The 20833-nt window shown below is 68.0% G+C and carries 22 protein-coding genes; 8 read left to right on the top strand and 14 right to left on the bottom strand.

Going from position 1 to position 20833, the window contains the following annotated elements:
* Positions 1-2 precede the first annotated feature (2 nt).
* The 4 genes from MF610_RS11760 to MF610_RS11745 all read right to left on the bottom strand — a co-directional run bounded on the left by MF610_RS11760 (position 3) and on the right by MF610_RS11745 (position 2226).
* Positions 3-407, bottom strand: coding sequence for an endonuclease domain-containing protein (locus tag MF610_RS11760; protein WP_242196692.1), 405 nt, complete (start codon positions 405-407; stop codon positions 3-5).
* A gap of 185 nt (positions 408-592) precedes the next feature.
* Positions 593-961, bottom strand: coding sequence for a PH domain-containing protein (locus MF610_RS11755; protein ID WP_242196689.1), 369 nt, complete (start codon positions 959-961; stop codon positions 593-595).
* A 10-nt stretch (positions 962-971) separates the two neighbouring features.
* Positions 972-2099 carry a Re/Si-specific NAD(P)(+) transhydrogenase subunit alpha gene (locus tag MF610_RS11750; RefSeq protein WP_242196686.1) on the bottom strand — a complete coding sequence of 376 codons (1128 nt, stop codon included), beginning with the start codon at positions 2097-2099 and terminating at the stop codon, positions 972-974.
* Position 2100: 1 nt separating this feature from the next.
* Positions 2101-2226, bottom strand: coding sequence for an aa3-type cytochrome c oxidase subunit IV (locus tag MF610_RS11745; RefSeq protein ID WP_242196684.1), 126 nt, complete (start codon positions 2224-2226; stop codon positions 2101-2103).
* Between the two features lie 199 nt (positions 2227-2425).
* Between MF610_RS11745 and MF610_RS11740 the strand changes: the two genes are divergently transcribed.
* A complete protein-coding gene (locus MF610_RS11740; RefSeq protein ID WP_242197548.1) occupies positions 2426-3856 on the top strand; it encodes a sigma-54-dependent transcriptional regulator in 1431 nt (476 codons plus the stop codon).
* A 166-nt stretch (positions 3857-4022) separates the two neighbouring features.
* Here MF610_RS11740 and MF610_RS11735 read toward each other — a convergent pair whose 3' ends face one another.
* Positions 4023-4571 (bottom strand): pseudouridine synthase, encoded by a 549-nt coding sequence (locus MF610_RS11735; RefSeq protein ID WP_242196681.1) that lies wholly within the window; start codon positions 4569-4571, stop codon positions 4023-4025.
* Between the two features lie 110 nt (positions 4572-4681).
* Between MF610_RS11735 and fghA the strand changes: the two genes are divergently transcribed.
* On the top strand, positions 4682-5521 hold the full coding sequence (fghA, locus tag MF610_RS11730; protein ID WP_242196678.1) for an S-formylglutathione hydrolase: 840 nt from the start codon (positions 4682-4684) through the stop codon (positions 5519-5521).
* Positions 5522-5641: 120 nt separating this feature from the next.
* Here the strand turns inward: fghA and MF610_RS11725 are convergent, their stop codons facing one another.
* Positions 5642-6352, bottom strand: a complete 711-nt coding sequence (locus MF610_RS11725) for a FadR/GntR family transcriptional regulator (RefSeq protein WP_242196675.1) — start codon at positions 6350-6352, stop codon at positions 5642-5644.
* A 105-nt stretch (positions 6353-6457) separates the two neighbouring features.
* Between MF610_RS11725 and MF610_RS11720 the strand changes: the two genes are divergently transcribed.
* From MF610_RS11720 to MF610_RS11705, 4 genes are all read left to right on the top strand, one after another.
* The gene (locus MF610_RS11720; protein WP_242196672.1) at positions 6458-8038 is read left to right on the top strand and encodes a sodium/sugar symporter; all 1581 of its coding nucleotides are present in this window, start codon (positions 6458-6460) and stop codon (positions 8036-8038) included.
* Positions 8035-8898, top strand: a complete 864-nt coding sequence (locus tag MF610_RS11715) for a 2-dehydro-3-deoxygalactonokinase (RefSeq protein WP_339328526.1) — start codon at positions 8035-8037, stop codon at positions 8896-8898. Before MF610_RS11720 ends, MF610_RS11715 begins: the two co-directional genes overlap by 4 nt.
* Positions 8895-9533, top strand: a complete 639-nt coding sequence (locus tag MF610_RS11710) for a 2-dehydro-3-deoxy-6-phosphogalactonate aldolase (RefSeq protein ID WP_242196669.1) — start codon at positions 8895-8897, stop codon at positions 9531-9533. The genes MF610_RS11715 and MF610_RS11710 overlap by 4 nt, the downstream gene beginning before the upstream one ends.
* A 377-nt stretch (positions 9534-9910) precedes the next feature.
* Positions 9911-10393 carry a DUF1440 domain-containing protein gene (locus MF610_RS11705; protein ID WP_242196666.1) on the top strand — a complete coding sequence of 161 codons (483 nt, stop codon included), beginning with the start codon at positions 9911-9913 and terminating at the stop codon, positions 10391-10393.
* A gap of 182 nt (positions 10394-10575) precedes the next feature.
* Here the strand turns inward: MF610_RS11705 and MF610_RS11700 are convergent, their stop codons facing one another.
* The 5 genes from MF610_RS11700 to MF610_RS11680 form a co-directional block, all read right to left on the bottom strand.
* On the bottom strand, positions 10576-10971 hold the full coding sequence (locus tag MF610_RS11700; protein WP_242196663.1) for a hypothetical protein: 396 nt from the start codon (positions 10969-10971) through the stop codon (positions 10576-10578).
* Positions 10968-11723 carry an exonuclease domain-containing protein gene (locus tag MF610_RS11695; protein WP_242196660.1) on the bottom strand — a complete coding sequence of 252 codons (756 nt, stop codon included), beginning with the start codon at positions 11721-11723 and terminating at the stop codon, positions 10968-10970. Before MF610_RS11695 ends, MF610_RS11700 begins: the two co-directional genes overlap by 4 nt.
* A 159-nt stretch (positions 11724-11882) precedes the next feature.
* Complete coding sequence (gene pgmG, locus MF610_RS11690) at positions 11883-13250, bottom strand: phosphoglucomutase/phosphomannomutase PgmG (RefSeq protein WP_242196657.1); 1368 nt, start codon at positions 13248-13250, stop codon at positions 11883-11885.
* Between the two features lie 265 nt (positions 13251-13515).
* Positions 13516-13770, bottom strand: coding sequence for a J domain-containing protein (locus tag MF610_RS11685; RefSeq protein ID WP_242196654.1), 255 nt, complete (start codon positions 13768-13770; stop codon positions 13516-13518).
* A gap of 4 nt (positions 13771-13774) precedes the next feature.
* A complete protein-coding gene (locus tag MF610_RS11680) occupies positions 13775-14572 on the bottom strand; it encodes a division plane positioning ATPase MipZ (protein ID WP_242196651.1) in 798 nt (265 codons plus the stop codon).
* Between the two features lie 84 nt (positions 14573-14656).
* Between MF610_RS11680 and panC the strand changes: the two genes are divergently transcribed.
* Entirely contained in the window at positions 14657-15496 is an 840-nt protein-coding gene (panC, locus tag MF610_RS11675) for a pantoate--beta-alanine ligase (protein WP_242196648.1), read from the top strand.
* Positions 15497-15707: 211 nt separating this feature from the next.
* Here panC and MF610_RS11670 read toward each other — a convergent pair whose 3' ends face one another.
* Both MF610_RS11670 and ppc read right to left on the bottom strand, forming a co-directional pair.
* Entirely contained in the window at positions 15708-16442 is a 735-nt protein-coding gene (locus MF610_RS11670) for a glutaredoxin family protein (protein WP_242196644.1), read from the bottom strand.
* A 360-nt stretch (positions 16443-16802) separates the two neighbouring features.
* Positions 16803-19478, bottom strand: a complete 2676-nt coding sequence (ppc, locus tag MF610_RS11665) for a phosphoenolpyruvate carboxylase (RefSeq protein ID WP_242196641.1) — start codon at positions 19476-19478, stop codon at positions 16803-16805.
* Positions 19479-19592: 114 nt separating this feature from the next.
* On the opposite strand from ppc, the gene MF610_RS11660 reads away from it, so the two are divergent.
* Positions 19593-20036, top strand: a complete 444-nt coding sequence (locus MF610_RS11660; protein ID WP_242196638.1) for a hypothetical protein — start codon at positions 19593-19595, stop codon at positions 20034-20036.
* Positions 20037-20139: 103 nt separating this feature from the next.
* On the opposite strand, the gene MF610_RS11655 is transcribed toward MF610_RS11660, so the two are convergent.
* Positions 20140-20820, bottom strand: coding sequence for an HAD family hydrolase (locus tag MF610_RS11655; RefSeq protein WP_242196636.1), 681 nt, complete (start codon positions 20818-20820; stop codon positions 20140-20142).
* Positions 20821-20833: the final 13 nt, after the last annotated feature.

Genomic DNA, 20833 nt, shown 5'->3' with positions numbered 1-20833 from the left:
GGTTATTCCTGTAGGACGGGGATGGAATCCTCCCCGGAAGGGAGAGGGGGCCGGCTCAAATCCTCCCCAAGCATGCTTGGGGAGGGGGACCGCCGGCGTAGCCGGGGGTGGAGGGGCAGCGCGGTGGCCACGATCGCTTCGGCTGCGGTGTCGGCATCGGTCAGGAGGTCACGGGCGGGGATACGGAGGATGGTCAGACCATGCGCAGTGATCGCCGCATCGCGCTTGGCATCCCGCGCAGGCCGATCTCCGCGATCATGCGCTTCGCCGTCGATCTCAATCGCCAGCCTGGCTCGGGCGCAGTAGAAGTCGAGGATGTAGGTCAGTATCGGATGCTGTCGGCGGAACTTGAGCCCGTGCGATTCAAGGCGGAGGCGTTGCCACAGCAGCACTTCCGGCAAGCTCATCTCTCGCCTTAGCCGACGCGCTTGCCGGACGGTCGAGGCCCCTCTACCACGCTTCGCGCGGTCCCCCTCCCCATGCTGCGCATAGGGAGGATTTGGGGTGGCTATCGTATCACGCGCGCGCGCTCCTCCACCGGCTGCGCCGGCCGCCCTCCCCGTGCCGGGGAGGACAAGAGAGGGCGTTTCGCTCACCGCTTCCCCAACACCAGTTCCGCCAGCAACCGCTGGATTGCCGCCGGATCGGCATTGCGGCTGACCTTCAGCACCATCGGCGTCGCCTGTCCGGTCACCCACACATGCAGGTCGCTGTCGAGGTCGAACGTGCCTGCGCTTTCCACCGAAAAGCTGGTGATTGACCGGTACGGCACGCTGCGGAACGCGATCTTGGAGCCGGTAATCCCCTGCACATCGACCAGCACGAAACGAAAATTGGTCAGGAACGCGGTGTCGCGCAGCGAGCGGAACGCCGCCAGCACCTCTTCGCCCGCGATCAGCGCGTGGCCGTATTTCTCGTGGATTTCGGCCGGATCGACCTCGTGACTGCTGAACAGACCCATCTTCCCCCCTTCACGCGGTCAGGCGCGCGTTCACCACCTGCCCGTTTTGCGTCAGGCGGATCGCCTGCGTCACCTCGTCGTCGGCGGGCAGTACCGGGCGTCCGGCATCCTTGTCCCAATAGGCCGACAGGAAATTGAACAGGTTGCGCGCGAACAGTGCCGAAGCATCCGCCGCCAGCCGGCTGGGCACGTTGCGATGGCCGACGATCTTGACGCCGTGGCGCACCACCACCTCGCCCGCGACCGCGCCCTCGACATTGCCGCCCTGTTCGACCGCGAGGTCGACCAGCACGCTGCCCGGCCGCATCGACGCGACCTGCGCGTCGCTGACGAGGCGCGGTGCGGGCTTGCCGGGGATCAGTGCCGTGGTGATGACGATGTCCTGCTTGGCGATATGCGCGGAGACCAGCTCGGCCTGCGCCGCCTGATATTCCGCGCTCATCTCGCCGGCATAGCCGCCCGCGCCCTCGCCCTCGATCCCCGCCACCTTCTCGACGAAGATCGGTTTGGCGCCGAGCGACTGAATCTGTTCCTTCGTCGCCGATCGCACGTCGGTCGCGCTGACCTGCGCGCCCAGCCGCCTTGCGGTCGCGATCGCCTGCAGCCCCGCCACGCCGACGCCCATCACGAACACCCGCGCCGCGCTGATCGTGCCCGCTGCGGTCATCATCATCGGAAAGGCACGGCCATATTCTGCGGCCGCATCCAATACCGCCTTGTATCCCGCAAGGTTCGCCTGCGACGACAGGATATCCATGGACTGCGCCCGGGTGATGCGCGGCATCCATTCCATCGCCAGCGCCTCAATGCCGAGCGCAGCATAGCCATCGACCCGCGCCCGCTCGCCGAACGGATTGAGCCCGGCGACCAGCCACGCGCCCGGCTTCGCACCGGTCAGGCTGTCGGGGGCGGGCCCGGCGACGCCCAGCAGGATATCGGCATCGGCGATCGCCTGCGCCCGCGTGCCGACGCTGGCACCCGCCGCGGTATAGGCGGCATCGTCGATCGACGCGCCGACGCCCGCCCCCGCTTCCACCGCCACCTCGGCCCCCAGGCCGATCAGCTTCTTCACCGTTTCCGGCGTCGCGGCGACCCGGCGTTCGCCGGCGGCCTGTTCGGCGAGAAGCGCGAGCTTCACGTCAGGATGCGATCAGGTAGATGACCAACGCAGCTAGCGCGGCACACACCACCGCACCCCAGGTGAACCAGCGCAGAAAGCCGGTATAGGTCCCGGCATGCGCGGGCGGGCGGCCGTCGATCGCCATCGAAGCTCCTCTCATGTTCGTTTCGTTGGCGTGCAGACTAGCGCGCACCATCCGACGCGCCAACCCCGCACGTGCGGTGCATGAAATCGCTGATCCGCCGCGACGCGATGCGGCGGTCCGATCGCACGCTTAAGCCGAATTTTACGAACGTTGGCGCATGGTTGCACCGTTACGGGACATTAGGGACGTGGGGCAGCAGATGACGCGCGACGGGCAAAGGCTGCTGATGGTGATCGACGACGAACCGGCGCAGCGCCGGCTGGTGGCGGCGATCGCGGGGCGTCGCGGGTGGCGGACGGTGTTCGCGGGCGATTCGGAAGCCGCGCTCGCCACGCTCGGCACGCCCGACGGCATGGCGCTGGACGCGGTACTGCTCGACGACTGGTCGCCGGATGCCGATGCCACCGCATTGATCGCCGAGCTGCGCCGCAACCGCCCGGCGCTGCCGATCCTGATGCTCACCGCCAACGAATCGGTTGCCGGCGCGGTCGCGGCGATGCGTGCCGGCGCCAGCGACTTTCTGGTCAAGCCGATCGCCGCCGAACGGTTGCTCGCCGCCCTCGAAGCCGCGGTCGGCGGGGCAGCGCGCGGCGAGTTGCGCCCGCTCACCGAAAAACTGTCGATGTCGCTGGCGTTCGACGAGATCGTCGGCGCCGCCCCGCAATTCCGCGCCGCGCTGGCCATCGCGGCCAAGGCGGCACGCGCGCGTGTGCCCGTGCTGATCGAAGGCGAAAGTGGCGTCGGCAAGGAAGTGGTGGCGGATGCGATCCACGCCGCCAGCCCCCGCGCACGCAAGCCGATGGTCCGCGTCAATTGCGGCGCCATCCCCGCGAACCTCGTCGAAAGCGAGCTGTTCGGCCATGAAAAGGGCGCGTTCACCGGCGCGTTCGAACGCAAGATCGGCCGGTTTCAGGAGGCGGACGGCGGCACGCTGTTCCTCGACGAGATCGGCGAGATGCCGTTCGAGACGCAGGTGAAGCTGCTCCGCGTGCTGCAATCGGGCGAAATCCACCCTGTCGGCGCGCGCCATCCCCGCGAGGTCGACGTCCGCGTCGTCGCCGCCACCAACAAGACGCTGACGCAGGAGGTCGAGGCCGGGCGCTTCCGCGAGGACCTGTATTACCGCCTGAACGTCGTACAGGTGACGATCCCGCCCTTGCGCGAGCGCACCGGTGACATTCCCGCGCTCGCCCGCCACCTGATGGCGCGGATCGCGCAGCAGCCAGGGTTGCGCCAGCTGGGCATCACCGACGATGCCATCGCGCTGCTCGGCACCTATGCGTGGCCGGGCAATGTCCGCCAGTTGCAGAACGCGTTGTTCCGCGCGGCGGTGCTGTGCGACGGCGACGCGCTGACCCGCGCCGACTTCCCCCATATCGCGCAGATCGCCGAGGGCGGCGCGCCGCAACCCGCCCTCCCCGCCCAGCGCCGCGACGTCGCCGGCGGCGTTACCCTGTTCCGCGCCGACGGCAATCTGCGCGCGCTGGAGGAGATCGAGGCCGACGTCATCCGCCTCGCCATCGGCCATTATCGCGGCCGCATGACCGAGGTCGCGCGGCGGCTGGGGATCGGGCGCTCGACGCTGTATCGGAAGCTCGGCGAACTGGGGATCGACCAGAACGCGGCGTGAGGGGCGCTGCGCTGGCTCTCCGTATCGTCACCCCGGACTTGATCCGGGGTGACGGCATTGGCGGATGGTTCGATCCACAAAAACCGTATCCCCGCGCAGGCGGGGATCCAGAGTTACAAGTGGCGACGCTCGCAGCTCTGGATCCCCGCCTGAACGGGGATACGGATCAAGCGACCACCTCCCGCCATTCCCCCGGTGCCAGTCCCTCGACGCTCCACCCCCCGACCTGCCAGCGCACCAGCCGCAGCGTCGGCAGTCCGACCGCGGCGGTCATCCGCCGCACCTGCCGGTTGCGCCCCTCGCGGATGGTGATCGACAACCAGTGATCGGGCACCGACTTGCGGAACCGCACCGGCGGCACCCGCTCCCAAAGGTCGGGCGGATCGATCGCCGCGACCTCCGCCGGACGGGTCGGCCCGTCGTTCAGCGTTACCCCGCGCCGCAAGGCGTCCAGCGCCCCCTCGTCCCGCGCCCCTTCCACCAGCACCAGATACGTCTTGGGCAGCTTGAACCGCGGGTCGGCGATCCGCGCCTGCAACGCGCCATCGTCGGTCAGCAGCAACAACCCCTCGCTGTCGCGGTCCAGCCGCCCGGCGGGATAGACGCCGGGCACCGCGACATGGTCCGACAGCGTCGCCCGCGCGCCCTCGGTCCCGCGATCGGTAAACTGCGACAGCACGCCGTAAGGTTTGTTGAGCAGGATCAGCCGCGCCATGCCCGTTCCTGTCGACGATCCGCCCCGTCCTGTCGAGGGGGCGGGAACCGCTACCCCTGCGAACCGTCCCTCGCCTATAGCGCAAGCGCAACCAGTTACGGAGAGCGTTCATGAAAACCGTTTCGACCGCCCGCGCCCATGGCGGCACGCAGGGCGTCTATGCCCATGAATCGACCGCCACCGGCACGACGATGACCTTTTCGGTGTTCGTACCGCCGCTGGAAACCGGACAGCGTGCGCCGATCCTGTGGTATCTCTCCGGCCTCACCTGCACCCATGCCAACGTCACCGACAAGGGAGAGTTTCGCGCCGCCTGCGCCGAACACGGCATCGCCTTCATCGCCCCAGACACCTCGCCGCGCGGCGACGGCGTGCCCGACGATCCCGACGGGGCGTGGGATTTCGGGCTGGGCGCGGGCTTCTATGTCGACGCGACCGAGGAACCGTGGGCCAAGAATTACCGCATGCGTTCCTATGTCGAGGACGAGCTGCCCGCGCTGATCGCTGCCGAATTTCCGATGCTGGACGGCAGCCGCCAGTCGATCACCGGCCATTCGATGGGCGGGCACGGCGCGCTGACGATCGGCTTGCGCAACCCCGATCGCTTCCGCTCGATCTCCGCCTTCGCGCCGATCGTCGCCCCGAGCCAGGTGCCATGGGGGGAAAAGGCGCTGGGCGGGTATCTGGGCAACGACCGTTCGGCATGGCGCGGCGCCGATGCGGTCGCGCTGATCGAGGATGGCGCGCGGGTGAAGGAAATCCTGATCGATCAGGGCGATGCCGACAACTTCCTTTCCGAGCAATTGCGACCGGAATTGCTGGAAAAGGCGTGTGCCGACGCCGGGATCGACTGCACGCTGCGGATGCAGCCGGGCTACGACCACAGCTACAACTTCATTTCCACCTTCCTCCCCGACCATATCCGCTGGCATGCCGAGCGGTTGAAATAGTTTTCCCAGCGCTCACCGTACCCCCGCGCAGGCGGGGGGCCAGAGCCAAGCAGACCACCGGTTACGCTCGTAACCCTGGCCCCCCGCCTGCGCGGGGGTACTTGGGTTGGCTGCGAACCTTTACCCCTCCCCCCGCACCTCGATCAGCACCAGCACATCGCCGATCAGCGCGCGCATCGCATCGCGCGCCGCCAGCGGGTCGCGCGCCGCGATCGCATCCGCCACCGCGGCGTGCTGCTCGACGCTGGCCGACCGGCCGACGATGGTGTTGGTGAAGCGGATCGAGGTGTTGAGCGCGGTCGCCACCATCTCGCGGAACTGGGCGTAGAACGGGTTCTTCGCCGCCAGCAGGATCGCGACGTGGAAATCAATATCGGCGTCAAGGGCGTCATCCTCGCCCCGTTCGGCCGCCGCCATCCGCGCCAGCCCCTGCCCGATCCGCGCCAGATCGTCCGCATCCGCCGCCACCGCCGCCAGCGCCGCCGCCTCCGGCTCGATCGCGATGCGCAGCTGGTTGAACTGGCGCAGCAACTCGACCGAGAATTTGCGGTCGAGCAGCCAGTGCAGCACATCGGGATCGAACAGGTTCCACGACGATGCCGGCCGCACCACCGTCCCCTGCCGCGGCCGGGCGCTCACCAGCCCCTTGGCGGTCAGCATCTTCACCGCCTCGCGCGTTACCGACCGGCTGATGCCGTGCGTCTTGCCGATCTCGGCCTCGGTCGGAAAGGGGCGGTCGTCATATTCGCCGGTGACGATCGCCCGGCCCAGCGTGTCGAGCATCGACCGGGTCAGGTTCCCACCGGGCATCCCGCTCATCCGCACCGCCATGGTCCGTACCTTCTCCCGTCGCCCATGTGCCGCTTCGTGCTGGACACATCGTATTCGTCGTATAATTGTCCGTGCCAAAGCGCCAGAGGGCGGGGAGGAATAACCATGGGTCTGTCGACGATCGATCTGGTCGTAGTGATCGTCTACGCGATCGGCATTTTCGGCCTCGCGCAGTGGGTGAGCCGCGACAAGGGAGGCCATCAAAAGGACTCTTCCGATTATTTCCTCGCCTCCAAGTCGCTGCCGTGGTGGGCGATCGGCGCGTCGCTGATCGCGGCCAACATCTCGGCCGAACAGATCGTCGGCATGGCCGGATCGGGCTATGCCATCGGCCTCGCCATCGCATCGTACGAATGGATGGCGGCGCTGACGCTGCTGATCGTCGGCAAGTTCTTCCTGCCGATCTTCCTGCGCAACGAAATCTACACGATGCCGCAGTTCCTCGAACAGCGGTACGGCCCGTCGATCCGCACGCTGATGGCGGTGTTCTGGCTGGCGCTGTACGTCTTCGTGAACCTGACCAGCATCATCTGGCTCGGCTCGATCGCGGTGACGCAGGTTGCGGGCGTCGATCAGACGGTGGCGCTGGTCGGCCTCGGCCTGTTCGCGCTGCTCTACCAGCTGCGCGGCGGGCTGAAGGCGGTGGCGCTGACCGACATCGTGCAGGTCACGTTGCTGGTCTTCGGCGGTCTCACCATCTCCTACCTGACGCTGTCGCAGATCGGTGGCGATGCCGGGGTGCTGGGCGGCTTCGCCGAACTGACCCGCCGCGCGCCCGAAAAGTTCGACATGATTCTGTCGGCGGACAATCCCTTCTACAAGGACCTGCCCGGCCTGTCGGTGCTGATCGGCGGCATGTGGATCGCCAACCTCAGCTATTGGGGGTTCAACCAGTATATCATCCAGCGCGCGCTCGCCGCCAAGTCGCTGCCCGAGGCGCAGAAGGGCATCGTCTTCGCCGCCTATCTGAAGCTGCTGATGCCGCTGGTGATCGTGGTGCCGGGCATCGCCGCCGTGGTCCTCGCGCCCGACCTCGCCAAGCCCGACGAAGCCTATCCGACGATGATGCGGCTGCTGCCCTCGGGGCTGCTCGGCCTCGTCTTCGCTGCGCTGATCGCCGCGATCATCGCGTCGACCGCGTCAAAGATCAATTCGATCGCGACGATCTTCACCCTCGACCTCTATGCCAAGCGCACCAGCCAGAGCGGGGCGATGGACGCGGCGATGGAGCGCAAGCTGGTTCGCATCGGCCGCATTGCCGCCACCGTCGCGATCCTGATCGCGATCGTCGCCGCCCGCCCGCTGCTGGGCGGCGCGGATCAGGCGTTCCAGTTCATTCAGGAGTTCTCGGGCTTTTTCACGCCGGGCATCACCGTCATCTTCCTGCTCGGCCTGTTCTGGAAACGCGCGACCGAAGCCGGTGCGATCGGCGCGGCGGTCGCGTCGGTCCTGCTGTCGTGGCTGTTCCGCACGGTCGCGCCGGGCATTCCGTTCATGGACCGGATGGGGATCGTATTCCTGCTCAGCCTCGGCCTCGCGGTCGTCCTGTCGCTGGCGATGAAGGGGCGCGGCGATGCCAACCGGATCACGATGGACGGCGTGCGCTTCGGCACCTCGACCGGGTTCAACATCGCCGGGGTCGGCGTGGTCCTGATCCTGATCGCGCTCTACGCGACGTGGTGGTGAGCCCGTTCCTCGCCCTCGACTGGGGCACGACCAACCGCCGCGCCTACCGTGTCGAGGACGGGCGCATCGCTGCGACGCTGCGCTCGGCACAGGGGGTGTCGACCACCCCCGCCGATGCCTATCCGGCCGAACTGGCGGCGATCCGGGCGGAACTGGGCGACCTGCCCGTGCTGATGGCGGGCATGGTCGGATCGACGATCGGCTGGCGCGTCGCCCCCTATGTCGCGGTCCCGGCGGGGCTCGACGCCATCGCCGCCAAGCTGACATGGATCGACGACCGTACTGCGATCGTACCCGGCCTGTCGTTCACCGATGGCCCGCGCGGCGACGTGATGCGCGGCGAGGAGGTGCAGCTGCTCGGCGCCGCGCTCGCCGGACAGGTCCCCGCCGACGCGCTGCTCTGCCAGCCCGGCACCCACTGCAAATGGGTCGAGCTGCGGGGCAACCGCATCGCCGCCTTCACCACCGCGATGACCGGCGAACTCTTTGCCCTGCTGCGCGCGAACGGCGTCCTCGCGCCCCAGCTCGCCGCCCCCGTGACCACCGACGACGCGTTTCGCGACGGCGTCCGGGAAGGGGCCAAGCGCGATCTCGCCGCCAGTCTGTTCGGCATCCGCGCGTCGCATGTGCTGGGTCTGCGCGACGATGCCCATGCCGCCTCCTATGCCAGCGGCCTGCTGATCGGCAGCGACGTCGCCGCGCGGATCGATGGCGGGCGCGACGTCCACCTCGTCGCCGACGGCGATCTCGCCACCCTCTATGCCACCGCGATCGAAACGCTGGGCGGCCGCGCCCTTGTCAGCGGGTGCGAGGCTGCCTTTATCGCCGGTATCACCCAGATTCGAAAGTTGTCCGCATGAGCCACATCGCCACCTTCGACGCCGCCTTCGCCCGCTGCCCGCTGGTCGCGATCCTGCGCGGCGTCCAGCCGCATGAGGTGGAGGCGATCGGCGACGCGCTGCTCGACGCCGGCTTCACCATCGTCGAGGTCCCGCTCAACTCGCCCGATCCCTATGAAAGCATCACCCGCCTGTCGGAGAAGCTGGCCGGCTATGCCGCGGTCGGTGCCGGCACGGTGCTGGGCGTCGAGCAGGTCGAACGGGTCGAGGCGGCGGGCGGCACGCTCATCATTTCGCCCAACGCCAACCCGGCGGTGATCTCGGCGGCGGCAGAACGCGGGCTGGTCGCCATGCCCGGCATCGCCACCCCCACCGAAGCCTTCGCCGCGTTGGAAGCGGGTGCCGCCGCGCTGAAGCTCTTCCCCGCCGAGGCCGCCAGCCCGGCGGTCATGAAGGCGATGCGCGCCGTCCTGCCGCGCGACGTGCGGATGCTGCCGGTCGGCGGGATCGTGCCGTCGGTGCTCGCCGACTGGCATCAGGCCGGGGCGGCCGGCTACGGCCTCGGCTCGGCGCTGTACGTGCCGGGGATGGACGCGGAAACCGTCGGCGAACGCGCACGGGCGTTCGTCGCGGCGTGGAACGCGCTGGAGAAGTAATCAGCCCGATCTCCAACATCGTCACCCCAGCGCAGGCTGGGGTCTCCCGTTGATGGCGCGGTGTGTTCACCGCAAGAGACCCCAGCCTGCGCTGGGGTGACGCTCGTTGCAGTGGAGGGACGCCTCGCTAACCGTACCCCCGCGCAGGCGGGGGTCCAGAGCCAAGCAGCGCCACCGTTCGTGGCTCCGTATCCCCGCCTTCGCGGGGATACGGGTTCATAGCGCACCCCGCGCACGTTCGGCCCGTCTGACCCGCCGCCTCCGCGGGGATACGCGGTGCAGCAGCGCCCGCACGTGCAAACCGCACCGAGCCGGCCTACGACGGAAACCCCAGCCACCCCGACCGTTACCCTTGTTCCCCTGCCGGAGCACCGCTCATGTCACACCCCCGCCCCGTCCTCGGCCTGTTCGCCGGCATCGCCGCCGGCGTGATCGCCTCCGCCGCGATGGCCGCGTTCCAGTCGATCGCCGCCAAGCCGTTCGGACAGGACCAGAGCGACGACGACCCCGCCACGGTGAAAGCCGCCGACAAAGTCGCCATCGCCACCACCGGCCAGCAGGTGCCCGACGCCTATCGCGCGCCCGCGGGACAGGCGGTCCACTATCTCACTGGCGCGGCGCTGGGCGGGCTGTACGGCGTCCTCACCGAATACCGCCCCGGCGCCGCGGCCGGCTTCGGCAGCGTGTACGGCGTCGCGACCTCACTGCTGCTCGACGAAGCGACCGTCCCCGCGGTCGGTTTGGGCAGCGCGCCATGGGACACCGACGCCGCCACCCACGCCTATGGCGCGACGGCGCATCTGGTGTTCGGGGTGGCACTGGAAGGAGCGAGATCGCTGCTCGGCGGGCGGATGGGGTAAGCTACCTACCCCCCACTCAGCACGACACCGTTCGGTTCGAGCAGCTTCGAGCTTGTCGAGAAGCGTCCGTCGAGAACGGATAGCTTGGGGCACCCCCTTCTCGACTTCGGTTCTCGACAAGCTCGAACCTACGCTCGAAGCAAACGGATAGGGCAGGAAAAAGACGGACGTAGGCAGAGGCCCTACCGCCCCACCATCTCCACCACTCCGACCTCGGCCACCGGCACCTCCCACGGATGCACCGCCACGATCGCCGCCAGTTCCGCGCCGATATCCGCCCCCGCGGCGGCATAGCTCTTCACAACCACCGTCGCCACGACCTCCGCCGCACCGGCACGCCCCGTCGCCGGCACCGCGTCCGTGCCGGGCACGAAGCTCTCCAGCCCGAACCCCAGTTCGAACACCCCGCGATACGGCCCGACCGCGCCGAGCACCTCGCTGCCCCGGATCACGTCGACCACCGCCGCCAACACCGGATCGTCGGCCAGCGCCGCCGCCTCGCCCGCCTGCAATCGCGCCAGCACGTTTCCCGACACCGGGCAATGCACCCGCACCACCTGCATCGGCGTCCGCGTCACAGCAGCAGCCAGTCGTTGCGGGTCCGCTTCACCTCGCCCCCGCCCTGCCGCCGCGCCAGTTCGGTTTCGGCGGTGAAGCGGACATCCTCGTCGCGATCGGTCAGGAAGCCGTCGAGTGAATCGTCGTCGATCTCGGTCCACGCCCGCCCGCGATCGGGGCCGTAGCGCACGCGCGGCAACAGCCCGGGCTGGCGCGACCATTCGAGCAGTTGCGCGACCGACGCCTCGTTCAGCATGTCGCGCAGGTGGAACGCGGTCACATAGGCATCGGGAAACGCGCGGTGCGCCGGCAGCCCGCGCTCATGCTCGATCCCGTACGGCTTGCGCCAATAGCGCAGCATCTGGTTCGAAAACCCCGGACTGTCGGGCCACAGCCGCAGCGCGCATTTCCACGTACAGATCCACTCGGCGCCGTGGGTAAGCTGCGCAGTACAGAATTTCTGTTCGAAATCCGCGCGATGCGCCGCCAGCGCTAGCCGCTTGGGGTAGGGATCGAGCACCCGCCGCGCGATATCCTGCCACCACGGCGCGTCGGCGACCTGTTCGTCGAGGATATGGTGCACCGCCTGCGTCACCGCCGGGATGGGGCGGCCGGGATTGACGAAATAGGCGCCACCCTCGCCCGACAATTCCCAGCGCCCATCGTCGCCCAGCGCAACGTCCTGCCAGCCCACCTCGCATACGCCATGCACCGGCGGGGCCTGCCCCGTGGTTTCGAGGTCGACGACACGGATGATCTGCGCTTGGGCCATAAGGGTCAGATGGCGTGTCGCGGGCGGAAAAGCCACCCCGGCGGGACGAAGCACCCTCACCCTTCCCACCCGGCTGCGCCGGGCGGGCCCCTTCCCTCTCCCGCTGGGAGAGGGAGGGAGCGGCGCAGCCGCGGAAGGGTGAGGGTGAGTGCGAACGCCCTACCCCCGCACCACCCCCGACGCCGCCAGCTGCGCATCGACCTCCGCCAGCAACCGCGCCAGCCCCGCTTCATCGCGCGCCTCGGCCCGCGCGGTCAGCACGTCCTGCGTGTTCGACGCGCGTAGCAGCCACCAGCCATCCGCCGTCGTCACCCGCGCGCCATCGGTCGTGTCGACCTCCGCCCTCGCCGCCTGCAGCCGCGCCAGCACTTCCTCGACCACCGCGAACTTGCGCTCCTCGCCCACCTTGAACCGCAGCTCGGGCGTGTTCACCATTTCGGGCATCGCATCGCGCAACTCGGTCAGCGACCGCCCGCTCAAATGGATCGCACGGATCAGCCGCACCGCACCGTAGGGCGCATCGTCGAACCCGTGATCGTCGCCCCCGAAAAAGATATGCCCGGACATTTCCGCCGCCAACGGCGCGCCAGTTTCGCGCAGCTTCGTCTTCATCGGACTGTGCCCGGTCTTCCACATCAGCGGCACGCCGCCCAGCTCGGCGATCCGGTCGAACAGCGCCTGGCTGGCCTTCACGTCGGCGATGATCGTGGCCCCCGGCGTCTCTCTCAACGCCGGTTCGGCGAGGATCGCGAGCAGCTGGTCGCCCCACAGCACCCGCCCTCGCCCGTCGACCGCGCCGATCCGGTCGCCGTCCCCGTCGAAGGCCAGTCCGAAGTCGAGCTGCTTTTCGGCGACAAGCCGTTGTAGATCGGCCAAATTCTGTTCTTCGGTAGGATCGGGATGGTGATTGGGAAAATGGCCGTCGACATCGGTGTACAACAAATGATGCTCGCCGGGCAGATGCCGGACCAGCGCCTCGATGACCGGCCCGGCGGCGCCGTTGCCGGTGTCCCAGCCGATGCGATAGCTGCCCCCGGCATAGCCGGCGACCAGCCGCCCGACATAGGCGTCGGTGAAATCATGGTCCGAAACGGAGCCTTCCCCGTCGTCCCATTCGCCCGCCGCCGCCATCTTCCCCAGCCGCGCGATATCGTCCCCGAAGAACGGCCGATGCTGCATCACCATCTTGAAGCCGTTGTAATCGGCGGGATTATGGCTGCCGGTTATCTGTATGCCGCCATCGACCTCCAGCATCGCCTCGGCATAATATAGCATCGGCGTGGGCGCGAGGCCGATGCGGACGACGTCCACCCCGCTCGCCGTCAGTCCCTTCACCAACGCCGCCTCCATCTCGGGCGACGATACCCGCCCGTCGCGCGCGACCACGACACGCGTCCCGCCGGCCCGCCGCAGCAACGTCGCGAAACACCGCCCGATCGCGGTCGCATCCTCGACGCCCAGCGTCCGCCCGACGATGCCACGAATGTCGTATTCGCGCAGCGAACTCGGGTGGAACTCATGGGACATAGATCGATCCTGCCGGCTTTGGGCCGGCGACTTTAGGCGCAAGCGGTCCGGCTGAGTAGAGGCGTCTTTTTGGAAGAAGAAAGGACGTTTTCACGCGAAGGCGCGAAGACGCGGAGGAGTTGCGTCCCGCGCAACGTCACCCGCGCCAGCGGCCTCTATCGATGGCTGCAGCGAGCGATGCGGTCTTCCGATCGCGAAAGGATCGCCACAAGCGCAACACCCTTCGCGTCTTAGCGCCTTCGCGTGAAAACAACCTTCTACCCCCTCAATGCCGCAACCGCCCCAGCAGCACATCCCTGGCCGCATTGATCCGCCGCGCCAGATCCGCCGACCCGCCCCGGTCGGGGTGCACCGCCTGCATCAGCCGCTTGTGCGCCGCGCGAATCTCGCCCGGTTTCGCATCGCGCCCGACCCCCAGGATCGCCCGCGCCTCCACCTCGTCGCCGACCTTTTTCGGCTTGGCACGCAGCCACAGCCAGAAGGCCAGCACGATCGCGACGATCAGGATCAGCTTGACCATCGGTTCAGGCGATGGCGCGCGAGCCGGCCGGTTCGGGCAGCTGCAACCCGCCCATCATCTCGCGCAGTTCCTGCCGCGCGGCGACATGCGCCAGACCCATTTCGCCCAGATCGTTGCGATCGAGCATCGTCAGCCCCGACGGAAACAGCTCGCGATAGATCACGCGCTCCGACAGGCCCGGCGTCACGCGGAACCCGACCCGCTTCGACAGCTGGTTGATCGCCTCCGACACGCGGCGCATGTTGCGCGCCTCGATATGCTGCAACCGGTTGCGCAGCACGACCCAGTCGATCGTCGACCCGTCGATCTTCGCGCGATGCTTGCGCGTTTCCCAGATCAGCTCGGAATAGAAGGACGGCCGGGTCACCTTGAACGTGTCGGGATCGACCTGTCCGATCAGGTCGAAATCGACGAAGCTGTCGTTCATCGGCGTGACCAGCGTGTCGGCGTTGGTCACCGCGATCCGCGCGAAGCGGTCGTCGCGCCCCGGCGTATCGATGACCATATATTCCGCCTGCTCGCCCAGCCGGCCGAGACAGTCGTTGAACCACGCCATGCTTTCGCCGTCATGCGTTTCATAGATCGGCATCGGCAGGTCGCGCCCGGTCCGCTTGATCGTCTCGGCCCGATTGTCGAGATAGCGGCCCAGCGTCCGCTGGCGATGGTCGAGGTCGAAACACGCGACGCGCGCGCCCTTTGCGGCCAGCGCGATGGCGACATGGACTGCCGTCGTCGACTTGCCGGTGCCGCCCTTTTCATTGGCGAACACGATAACGTGCAACCGATCCGAAGCTTCGTCCAAAGCGCACTAACCCAAGCTTGTTGATCCGTAGCGGCTTGCCCCATAGAAGCCGCCTCCCCCGTCCATATCGAAGGGCCATCGGCCGTGCAAATTATCCGTCGACTGGAAGCGCTGCAGGAAGCGCTCGCGGCTTATGCCGAAGCGGGCGAGGCCGTGGCGCTGGTTCCGACCATGGGTGCGCTCCATGCCGGGCACATGGCGCTGGTCGACGCCGGGCGCCGCCATGCTCCTCGCGTCGTCGTCTCGATCTTCGTGAACCCGAAACAGTTCGGCCCGAACGAGGACCTCGCCCGCTATCCCCGGCGCGAGGCGACCGATGCGCAGATGCTGTCCGACGCCGGCGTCGACATCCTGTGGGCACCCGATGCCGAGGAAATGTACCCGGCGGGCTTCGCCACCAATATCAGCGTCGCAGGCGTCAGCGACGTCCTCGACGGCGCGCACCGCCCCGGCCATTTCGACGGAGTCGCCACGGTCGTGACCAAGCTGTTCGGACAGATCCGACCGGCCGTCGCGCTGTTCGGCGAAAAGGATTTCCAGCAACTCGCCGTCATCCGCCGCCTGACCACCGACCTGAACCTGCCCGTGGAGATCGTCGGCGTGCCGACCCAGCGCGAGGACGACGGCCTCGCCCTGTCGTCGCGCAACATCTATCTCGACGAGGGCGAACGCGCCCGCGCCGTCACCCTGCCGCGCGCGATGGGCGAGGCGAAGCGCACGATCGAGCGCGGCGACGACGTGGCGACCGCCCTGTCCGCCGCCATCGCGACGCTGACCCGTGCGGGCTTCGATCCCGATTACGTCACGCTGGTCGACGCCGAGACGCTGGCCGACCCGGTACGCGGCCAGCCGGCCCGCCTCCTCGCCGCTGCAAAGCTCGGCACGACCCGCCTGATCGACAACATCGCGGTGGAGTTCGAATAGGGCGGCCCATAGCGCCAGCTTGTGACGACGCGCGTCCGTCGCCAAAAGAAGCATGGTTCACGCGGAGGCGCGGAGAGGTTGCGTGCGCGGGAAATCGCCCGCGTGCGGGAGACGCTTCCGGGCGGTGCCAACTTGCACCGGGCCCGCTGACGCGGGAGGCGTTGGTCCTTGGCGCGACCTCCTCCGCGCCTCCGCGTGAACAAACCTTCTGCTACATCCGAACCAACATCCACAGCGCCATCGCCACCATCAACACATTCTCCAGCAACGACACGAACCCCAGCGGCACGTTGCTATTCCCCCCGACGCACGCGCATTTCAGCGAGCGCTTGTCGACATAGACCGCCTTCACCACCGACACCGCGCCGATCGTCCCGATCACCAGCGCGACGGGAATCGCGATCCACAACAGCGCGCCCGCGATCATCAGCACGCCGGCCAGCCCCTCCGCCCATGGATAGACCCATGCATAGCGTACCACCCGCTGCGCCAGCAGGTCGTAGTTCAGGAACCCGTTGGCGAACCCGTCGATATTGCGCAGCTTCTGCAACGATAACAGGCACATCGCGATGCCGACGAACCATTCCCCCGCCCGCATCGTGAACACATCGCCGAACGCCGAAAAACTCGCGGCTCCGGCGATCGCCGCCGCCATGCCGAAGATCGCCGCGACCGGCGCATAGGTCGTCGCCTTGGGATCGCGGACCCGCTTGCCGAGGAACCGGCGCAGATCGTCATGCCCGCCGATCCGCTTGCCATCGACAAAGGTCTGCGGCGTGGTCTTCACGCCATGCTCGGCCTTGAATGCATCGACCTGCTCTCGCGTCGTCAGGTGTCGGTCCTCGACCGCATACCCCTCCCGCCGCAGCAGATCGAGCGCACGCCTGCCGAACGGACAGACATGATCGGGCATCACCATGCGATACAGCGTTGCGGGCTTCGCCATACGTCCTCCTGGGTCCGATATGGGATACGCAGTCCGCACGATCACCCCGCAGGATGCGCTTTCCTACACGGCGGCGCTCTGTCAGGCTCCGGCGGTTCTTTGACATCGCCGGCTATCCCTTCGTCACCCCGGACTTGATCCGGGGCGACGGGGGAGAACGACCTCGCCCCAACCGTACCCCCGCGCAGGCGGGGGTCCAGAGCCACGATCGCTACCGGCAATGACGAGCAACCTTGGATCCTCGCCTGCGCGGGGATACGACCGGAAAACAAACCGTCGCGAGTGTGAACTTAGTGAACTTTGGACCGGCCAAACCCAACGCGTAAAACCGTCGCGAGTGTCAATTTCGTAAACTTTGCCTCACCCGCTATTGCGCAACGCAGTTGCTATCGCGTTGATCGACAACAAAATTCCTTCACCGATCCGCGCATCCGCCTCGCCCGCGCGATGCCGCTTGAGCAGTTCGATCTGCAACAGGTTCAGCGGCTCGATATAGGGCGTACGCAGCCGGATCGACGCTTCCAGCGCCGGGCTCTTCTCCAGCAGCCGCGTCTGGCGCGTCACCGACAGCAGCCCGTCATGCGTCGCCTGCCAGCCGTCGCGGATGCGGCCGAAGATCGCCTCCGACAGCGCCTTGTCCTCGACGAGGCCCGCATAGCGCGCGGCGACGTCCATGTCGGACTTGGCCAGCACCATTTCCATATTGGCCAGCGTCGCGGCGAACAGCGGCCACGCGCTTGCCATTTCGCGCAGCAGCCCCTTGTCCTCGAACCCGGTCAGCGCCGCGCCGACCCCGTACCAGCCCGGCAGCATGATCCGCGCCTGTGCCCAGCTGAACACCCACGGGATCGCCCGCAAATCCTCGATCGCGTCGGACTTCTTGCGGCTCGCCGGGCGCGATCCGATCTTCAGGCCGGCGATCTCGGCGATCGGCGTCGCCTGTCGGAAGAAGGTCGTGAAGCCGTCGGTGCCGTAGACCAGGTCGCGATAGGTCTTGAACGCGGTATCCGACAACCGGTCCATCGCCGCCGCGAACCGCGCCGCATCGGCGGGCGCCAGCATCTCGGGTTCGAGGCTGGCGAGCAATGTCGCCGACGTCATCGCCTCGAGGTTCGTGACCGCGCTGTCGCGCGTACCGTACTTTGCCGCGATCACCTCGCCCTGTTCGGTGATGCGGATGCGGCCCTGCACCGTGTCGTGCGGCTGCGCGCGAATCGCCGCGAACGACGACCCACCGCCGCGCCCGACCGCACCGCCGCGCCCGTGGAACAGCTGCATGCCGATGCCCGCTTCCTCGAACACCGGCGCCAGCGCGGTCGATCCCTTCGACAGCTGCCACGTCGAGGTCAGATAGCCGCCATCCTTGTTCGAATCGGAATAGCCGATCATCACTTCCTGATGGCCGCGCGCGCGGGTGATCGCCGCGACCTCGGGCAGCTTCAGCCACTTGGTCATGATCTCGGGTGCGGCCTCCAGATCGGCGACCGTCTCGAACAGCGGGATCGCCATGATATGCGCCTGCGGCGTCTCGCCCGGCACGTACAGGCCCGATTCCTTCAGCAGCAGATGGACCTCCAGCAGGTCCGATACCGACTGCGCCATCGACACGATGTAATGGCGGATGCACTCGCGCCCATAGCGCGCATGGGCATCGGCCGCCGCGCGCAGGATCGCCAGCTCGGACGCGGTCTGCTCCGAATAGTCGGCATAGGGGCTGACCAGCGGACGCGGGCTCTCCAGCTCGCGGCGCAGCAGTGCCACCCGCGCCTCCTCGTCCAGCGCGACATAGTCGCCTTCGACGCCGGCGACCTTGAGCAGTTCGGCGACGACGCTCTCATGGATCACGCTGTTCTGCCGCATGTCGAGCGTGGCGAGGTGGAACCCGAACGTCTCGACCGCGCGGATCAGACGGCCGAGCGCACCGCCGGTCGACAACGGGCCATTGCCCTCCTGCACCAGCCCGCGCGCCAGCGTGGCGAGGTCGGCGCGGAACGCGGCGGGGTCGGCATAGGGTTCGCCGGTCAAATTGCCCGGACGCGGCGCGGCCTTGCCCGTGAGCTTCTGGTAGGTCGCCGCCAGCCGCGCATAGACGCCGCTGATCGCGCGGCGGAACGGTTCGTCGGCGCGGCTGGCGGCATTGTCGCCGCTCTTGTCGGCCAGCGCCGCGATCGCCTCGTCCACCGCGACATGCTTGGTCGAGATCGACAGCTCGGCGCCGAGGCTGTGGAGCTGGTCGAGATAATAGCCGAGCACCGCCTCGGCCGCCTTGGCCAGCGCCAGCCGCATCGCCGCGGCATCGACGAACGGGTTGCCGTCGCGGTCGCCGCCGATCCAGCTGCCGGGCTTGAGGAACGATGGCGGCCGCTCGCCCAGCACCCGCTCCCACCGCGCATAGAGCGCGGGCAGCGTCGGCAGGAACACGTCGCGCAGATAGCTCAGCGCCGTCTCGACCTCGTCGGCGACGTACAACCGCTCGCGCCGCAGCACGCGGGTCTGCCACAGCAACGCGATCTGGCGCAGGATCGCCTCGTCCACCCGGTCGCCCTCGGGCGTCTCCTCGGCGCCGTGGTCCTTGAGCAGCATCAGGTCGGCGATGCGGTTCTTGTGGTCGATCATCGACTTGCGCCGCACCTCGGTCGGGTGCGCGGTCAGCACCGGCGCGATCAGCGCCTGGTCGAGCAACGCGCGGACCGCGTCGCGCCCAATGCCCTCGGCGGCCAGCTTCTCGATCGCGGTCGCGACATCAGCACCCGGTTCGGCGGCGATCCCCTGCCGGTCCTCGGCCAGATTGGCGAGCATCGAGAACAGCATGAACCCGCGCACGAACGCGATGGTGTCGTCGAGGCTGAGGCTGTCGAGCCCGAGGTCGATCCCGTCGGCCCCCGCCACCCCGCGATGCCGGTCGACCGAGGTCGAACGGATATGCTCGATCCGTTTGAACAACGCGTCGCCACCATAGGTACGGATGACATCGCCCAGCAGCCGGCCGAGGAAGCGGATGTCGGGATTGTTCGTGATGGGGGGCAGAGTCGTCATGGGCACACTTGCTGCAATGCGGCAGGATGCGGGTCAACCCACGATGACTGCCATGGCGTAAAGTCCCGCCATCGCGTAGGGCGTTGGCGCTGCACCCGTCTGGGGAGACGATCGATGACGACGCCGATGACCGCCTGGTGGCAAATCTGGACCGATGCCGCGAAGACCAGCCTGCGCCTGTGGGAAACCATGGCGGCGTCCGCCGTGGTGATCGACCGGCGGATGCCGATGATCGACGCGGGGATGCGAAATCCCTGGACCGCCGATCACGTCGAACTGACCGGCATGGTCACCGAAAAGGCGCAGGCCTTCGCCAAGGCGGGCGACTCGCTGGCGCACGACATGGCGGCGATGCAGACGCTGTGGATGCAGACGATGCAGGATGCCTGGTCGATCGGCACCGCGGGGCGCATGCCGAGTGCCGGCCGGATGGCGGCGGGCAACGACCGCGCGATGCGGTTGGCCGCGGGCATGATCGGTGCCGGCGGACGCGCGCTGACCCCGATCCATGCCAAGGCGACGGCGAACGCGAAACGGCTCGGTCCGCAGAAAAAGTGAGCGCTCGCTCACAAAAATTGAACCGTTCGCGGCGCGTAACGTTTACCCGATCGATCCTGGGTCCATCACGAGCCGCGCCATTCCGATTTCCCCACCCATAGCGTCATCTACGCCAGTCGAGCACCGGCCAGCCCCGCTTGCGCGCCAGCGCTTTCAGCGGCGCATGGGCGTTGACCGGAAACGGCTCGTCGGCCCAGTCGAACACCGGGGCGTCGGACACATGGTCGCTGTAGAAGCGCACGGCGACATCGCCCCGCGCGATCCCCTGCCCCGCCGCCCATGCCTCGATCGCGCGCAGCTTGGCCGCGCCATAGCAATTCTCGCCGTCGATCCGCGACAGCACGTCGCCACCCTGCCCCCGCGCGCAGTCGGTGGCGATGACCGCGTCGAAGCCGAGCAGCTGTGCGATCTCCTGCGCATAGAAACGGTAGGATGCGGTCGCCAGCACCAGCATTCGTCCGTCCGCCCGGTCCGCCTCGATCCGCGCCCGCGCCCCGTCGAGCAGCCCGGTGGCGACCGTCGCGCGGGCAAAGGCGCGCGCCGTCTCGATCAGCCGCGCATCGGGTACCGCGCGCCCCAGCACCAGCCGGTGCGTCATCTCCTTCAACCGGTCGCGGCCATAGAGTTTCAGGGCATAGCCCGCGACCGCGACTCCGGCGATCGGCAGCAGCCACAGCGCGCCGCGTCCCCGCTCCTTCAGCGCATGGCGCAAAAACGGCGTCCATGTCGCGACGCGGGTGATGGTCTTGTCCATGTCATAGATGGCGAGGTCAGGATGGCCCATGGCGGACGCGCGT

Origin of the sequence: Sphingomonas hankookensis (assembly GCF_022664465.1) — a bacterium.
GTDB classification, from domain to species: Bacteria; Pseudomonadota; Alphaproteobacteria; order Sphingomonadales; family Sphingomonadaceae; genus Sphingomonas; species Sphingomonas hankookensis.
The sequence above is the reverse complement of the archived record's forward strand: the minus strand, read 5'-3'. Positions and strand labels throughout refer to the sequence as shown.

Bases quoted from the DNA above. Each gene is read 5' to 3' on its own strand.
- MF610_RS11760 (WP_242196692.1), bottom strand. From the start codon at position 407: ATGAGCTTGCCGGAAGTGCTGCTGTGGCAACGCCTCCGCCTTGAATCG.
- MF610_RS11755 (WP_242196689.1), bottom strand. From the start codon at position 961: ATGGGTCTGTTCAGCAGTCACGAGGTCGATCCGGCCGAAATCCACGAG.
- MF610_RS11745 (WP_242196684.1), bottom strand. From the start codon at position 2,226: ATGGCGATCGACGGCCGCCCGCCCGCGCATGCCGGGACCTATACCGGC.
- MF610_RS11740 (WP_242197548.1), top strand. From the start codon at position 2,426: ATGACGCGCGACGGGCAAAGGCTGCTGATGGTGATCGACGACGAACCG.
- MF610_RS11735 (WP_242196681.1), bottom strand. From the start codon at position 4,571: ATGGCGCGGCTGATCCTGCTCAACAAACCTTACGGCGTGCTGTCGCAG.
- fghA (WP_242196678.1), top strand. From the start codon at position 4,682: ATGAAAACCGTTTCGACCGCCCGCGCCCATGGCGGCACGCAGGGCGTC.
- MF610_RS11725 (WP_242196675.1), bottom strand. From the start codon at position 6,352: ATGGCGGTGCGGATGAGCGGGATGCCCGGTGGGAACCTGACCCGGTCG.
- MF610_RS11720 (WP_242196672.1), top strand. From the start codon at position 6,458: ATGGGTCTGTCGACGATCGATCTGGTCGTAGTGATCGTCTACGCGATC.
- MF610_RS11710 (WP_242196669.1), top strand. From the start codon at position 8,895: ATGAGCCACATCGCCACCTTCGACGCCGCCTTCGCCCGCTGCCCGCTG.
- MF610_RS11705 (WP_242196666.1), top strand. From the start codon at position 9,911: ATGTCACACCCCCGCCCCGTCCTCGGCCTGTTCGCCGGCATCGCCGCC.
- MF610_RS11695 (WP_242196660.1), bottom strand. From the start codon at position 11,723: ATGGCCCAAGCGCAGATCATCCGTGTCGTCGACCTCGAAACCACGGGG.
- pgmG (WP_242196657.1), bottom strand. From the start codon at position 13,250: ATGTCCCATGAGTTCCACCCGAGTTCGCTGCGCGAATACGACATTCGT.
- MF610_RS11685 (WP_242196654.1), bottom strand. From the start codon at position 13,770: ATGGTCAAGCTGATCCTGATCGTCGCGATCGTGCTGGCCTTCTGGCTG.
- MF610_RS11670 (WP_242196644.1), bottom strand. From the start codon at position 16,442: ATGGCGAAGCCCGCAACGCTGTATCGCATGGTGATGCCCGATCATGTC.
- ppc (WP_242196641.1), bottom strand. From the start codon at position 19,478: ATGACGACTCTGCCCCCCATCACGAACAATCCCGACATCCGCTTCCTC.
- MF610_RS11660 (WP_242196638.1), top strand. From the start codon at position 19,593: ATGACGACGCCGATGACCGCCTGGTGGCAAATCTGGACCGATGCCGCG.
- MF610_RS11655 (WP_242196636.1), bottom strand. From the start codon at position 20,820: ATGGGCCATCCTGACCTCGCCATCTATGACATGGACAAGACCATCACC.